This is a genomic window from Vaccinium witches'-broom phytoplasma str. VAC, from assembly GCF_000309405.1.
Lineage (GTDB): Bacteria > Bacillota_I > Bacilli_A > Acholeplasmatales > Acholeplasmataceae > Phytoplasma.
Map to the genome: position 1 here is coordinate 1 of NZ_AKIN01000017.1, position 4,678 is coordinate 4,678.

Annotated in this window: 3 protein-coding genes; all 3 read right to left on the reverse strand. The window is 28.4% G+C overall.

The genetic code is table 11. The features are described 5' to 3' along the window. Positions 1-109: 109 nt before the first annotated feature. Positions 110-1,861 (reverse strand): aspartate--tRNA ligase, encoded by a 1,752-nt coding sequence (gene aspS, locus RI68_RS00705; protein ID WP_017193346.1) that lies wholly within the window; start codon positions 1,859-1,861, stop codon positions 110-112. Then, positions 1,845-3,164, reverse strand: a complete 1,320-nt coding sequence (gene hisS / locus RI68_RS00710) for a histidine--tRNA ligase (RefSeq protein ID WP_017193347.1) — start codon at positions 3,162-3,164, stop codon at positions 1,845-1,847. The genes aspS and hisS overlap by 17 nt, the downstream gene beginning before the upstream one ends. Continuing rightward, positions 3,133-4,678: RelA/SpoT family protein (locus tag RI68_RS00715; RefSeq protein WP_017193348.1), on the reverse strand; the 1,546-nt coding region annotated here is incomplete at its 5' end. The genes hisS and RI68_RS00715, both read right to left, overlap by 32 nt.

Here is a 4,678-nt window from a genome sequence, read left to right on the forward strand (position 1 = left end):
TTTTAATATTTATATTTTTTCTATATCAAAATAAGATCATTTTCTTTCTAAAAGTTTTGAGATAGAAAAAAAGATCCCTTATTTAGGGATCTTTTAATATTATACTATTTTATTTCTTTTCAGCGTCCTTTTTTAATTGAATGTTTAAAACATCTAATTGTTCTTGATCAACTAAACTAGGTGTTTCCATCATTAAATCTTGAGCACTTTGAGTTTTAGGGAAGGCAATAACATTTTTAATATTATTTGTTTTAGTAAATAACATCACTAAACGGTCTAATCCTAAAGCAATGCCTCCATGTGGAGGAGTGCCGTATTTTAGAGCTTCTACTAAAAAACCAAAACGATTTTGAATTTCTTCTTTACTAAAACCTAATTTTTGAAACATTAATTCTTGCGCGTGACTTTGATAATTTCTCAAAGAACCTCCGCCAATTTCATAACCATTCCACACTAAATCATAAGCTTGAGCTTGAGCTTTTTCAGGGTGTTTTTCTAAAATATTAATATCTGAAGGGGCTGTAAAAGGATGATGCATAGCGTAATAACGATTATCTTCTGAATTAAATTCAAATAAAGGAAAATCCACTATCCACAATAAAGATTCTTTATTAGGGTCGATTAAATTCAAATTATGACCTAATTTATTTCTCAAAAAACCTAATGTTTTTAACAAATGATCTTCTGAAGAAAGACCTTTTAAATCGTTACTAATAATAAAGCACCATTCGCCTTCTTCTAAAAAAGAAGCATCATTAACAAATTGACTTAAATTACCTTTTAAATTATTGTCTTTTTTTTTAAAAAGGTTTAAATTTAAATTAAATTGGGTTTTGATCAAATGTTTATATTCTTCTATTTTTTTTCTTGTTAAAAGGTTTAAAGAAAGGGAAGAATTTAATTTAATCCCTTTAATGGTTTTCTCGTTTCCTTCTGTATTAACGAAATCTTCTTTAAAATAAGCATTTAAAGGTTCGATCTTTAAATCAAACCTTAAATCAGGTTTATCTGAACCATACAAGTTCATAGTTTCTTGGAAAGACAGACGTTCTAAAGGAGTGGTTAAAGGCTGGTTTAAGATTTTGGCAAACAAATTCGTCATAATCTCTTCAGTTAAATTCATTAAATTTTCTTGACTGAAAAATGAAGTCTCAATATCTATTTGAGTAAATTCTGGTTGTCTATCTGATCTTAAATCTTCATCTCTAAAACAACGAGCTATTTGGAAATATCTTTCAAAGCCAGAAATCATATATAATTGCTTGTAAATTTGCGGAGACTGAGGCAAAGCGTAAAAATGATGAGGATGAATGCGTGAAGGAACTAAATAATCTCTCGCCCCTTCAGGAGTTGATTTTGATAATAAAGGAGTTTCTAATTCAAAAAATTTATTATTTAAAAGAGTTTGTCTAATGTTTTGAGTAATTTCGTGTCTTTGAATTAAAAAACTTTTTTTATCTTTTTTTCTTAAATCTAAATAACGATATTTTAAACGATAATCTTCTAAAGCTTCGTTTTTTTCCACAATACTTAAAGGTATGTGCTCCGCTTCAGAAAGAAAAGACATTTCTTGCACTAAAACTTCGATTTCCCCCGTCATTAAATTAGGGTTTTTATTGATTCTTTCTATCACTTCACCTTTAACTTCAATCACTGTTTCGATTTTAGTCAAAGCAACTTGTTGATGTTGAGGATGATCATTAAGTACCACTAATTGAACTATCCCCGAAACATCTCTTAAATCAATAAAAAGTTTATTACCTAAATTTCTTTTTCTTTCGATCCAACCTTTTAAAAAGACTTGTTCGCCTTTTTGGTTAAGGGTGATCTCGTTATTATCGTAACTATATTTTGTTTTCACTTGTTAATTCCTTTATTAAAAAATTGATTGTTTGTTCTGGTGATAATTTATATTCTTTTTTTTCTGCTATATTTTTAACTGTTAAGACGTTATCTTTTAATTCTTTTTCACCAATAAAAAGAAGGTATTTAGGATTAGTTTGTAAAGCTTTTTTTAACTTTTTATTGAAATGACCTGTTTCATAATTCATGTTAGTTTGTAGACCATGTTGACGGATTTTTTGCATCAACATAAAGGCCGGTTTTAAAGCGTCTCGGTCTAACGCTAATAAATAAACATCTAAAACAGAGGAACTGACATCAGGGAACAAATGATTCTCTTCCATGACAATCATTAAACGTTCTATTCCTAAAGCAAAACCAATACAATGAGTTTTTTTACCACCAAAAACTTCGGTTAATTCGTTATAATTTCCACCGCCGCCTAAAACTAAATCATTTTGGTTAGCGTCGTCATTATTGGTAATTTCAAAAACTGTATCTGTGTAATAATCTAGACCTCTTACCAAAAGATGGTCTATTTCGTAATTAACCCGAGCTTCTTTTAAAAGTTCTAAAACATGGTCAAATTTATTTTTAGCTTCTACAGAAAGGTGATCTAAAATTAAAGGAGCTTTTTTTAAAACATCTTTTTGGGAACATTGTTTACAATCAAAAATACGTAAAACATTTTTTTCTTTTCTTTCTAAACATAAACTACATAAATTTTGAGTATTTTGGTCAATATAATTCTTAAAAATAGTTAAAAAATTTTGACGAGTAGGGAGGTCCCCTAAAGTGTTGATTTTAATTTTAACATTCTTGAGCCCTAAAGTTAACAAAGATTCATAAGCTAAAATAATAACTTCTACTTCGGATAAAGAATTAGGCACACCAATGGCTTCAACGCCTATTTGATGGAATTGACGATATCGACCTTTTTGTGGCCTTTCATAACGAAAAAAAGGACCTAAATAATATAATTTAGTTAACTCGTTTTGATGATCCAATTTATTTTCAATATAACTTCTAATAACAGAAGCCGTCCCTTCCGGTCTTAAAGCTATTAATCTACCTTTTTTATCGTGAAATTGATAAGTTTCTTTCTTAACCATATCGGATTTTTCGGTAGCACGATAAAAAACTTCTTTATATTCTATAATAGGAGTTCTTATTTCCTGAAAATTGTACGTTTCAAAAAGAGTTTTAAGCTTCTTTTCGATAAACTGCCATTTAGACATCTCATCATGAAATAAATCGTGAGTTCCTTTTATTTTTTTAACCATAAACCTTTTAATTTGTTCCTCTATAAATTTGATAAACATTAGATAATTGTAATAAATGAGAAATTAATTTTTCCATTTCAGAAATATTTTTTACTAGTATTTGCAGTTTAATAGTGGTTTCTGATAATTTATTATTATTAATAATGTTTATTTTAGAAATATTAATTCCTAAAACATTAGCTTTATCAGTAATATTAACAATTAAAGAAGAACTATAAGAACCAATAATGAAAAGCCAAGTGGCGTATTTTAATTGATAATTTTGGTGCCAATGAGCGACAATAAGACGGTTAGAATCGTATTGTTGTAAATTAACGCAATCTTTACGGTGAACGTTGGTGCCTTTATCTTTAGTAATAAAGCCCACTATTTTTTCATCAAAAATAGGATTGCAACAATTCGCTAATTTTAATTTAGTTTTATCTAATCCTTCAATAAAAACACCTGTTTCGTTTTCATAAGTGAATTTTTTCAAGTTTTTTAAAATTTGTGATTTATCGTATTCTTTTCGCATTTCTTCAAAAGAATTTATTTTAGCGAGCACCACATCAGGAGTGATTTTTTTTCTTCCCAAAGTTTCATATAATTCATTAACATTTTGAATAGATTGTTTGTGAAAACTTTTTGTAACAAAATTGTGGTCAATTTTAAAATCTTTCTTTTGCGCTTGCAATTCTTTTTCTAAAATTTCTTTACCATTTTGGATTAAAGTTAAAACTTCTTTTTTCTGTTTATTTAAAAAGTTTTTAATGAATTTTTTAACATAAGAAGTTTTCGCTATCCTCAACCAATCCTTATGCGCTCTAAAAACGTTTTTATTTGTTTTAATAGAGATAATATCGCCGTTTTTCAGCTTATAATCAAGAGGAACGATTTTTTCGTTCACAATAGCGCCTGTCATGGTAAAACCAATCATAGAATGGATACGGAAAGCAAAATCAATAGGCGTGGAACCTTCTGGAAATGCGAATACTTCTTGTTTCGGTGTAAAAACATAAACATTTTCGCTTAAAATATCATTTTTAATAGAATCTACGAAAGTTTTGGAATTTTGTAGAGATTTATATTTAGTATCTTTGGTGATTTTAATTAAATCTTGGTACCATCTTAGTTTTTGCGTTATTTCCAACTGTTTATTGTCTTTGGAATAAACTTTGTTTTCTTTATAGCCCCAATGGGCGGCGATTCCTTTTTCGGCAATTTCATCCATTTCTTTAGTTTTGATTTGGATTTCAAAAATAGAACCATCTTTGGCTAAAACCGTGTTATGAAGGGCTTGGTATAAATTAGGCTTTGGAACAGCGATATAATCCTTAAATCTCCTTGGTAAAGGAGAATAATGAGCATGAACAATACCTAAACATTGATAACATACATCTAATTTATCCACAATAATACGAACCGCTAATAAGTCAAAAATTTCGTCAAAACTAACTTGCCCTTGGTTCATCTTTTTATAAATACTATAAATATTTTTACTACGTCCACTAATGTAAAAATCAACAATGCCGGACTTATAAAACAAAGATTTAATATTTTTAATAATATTTTTT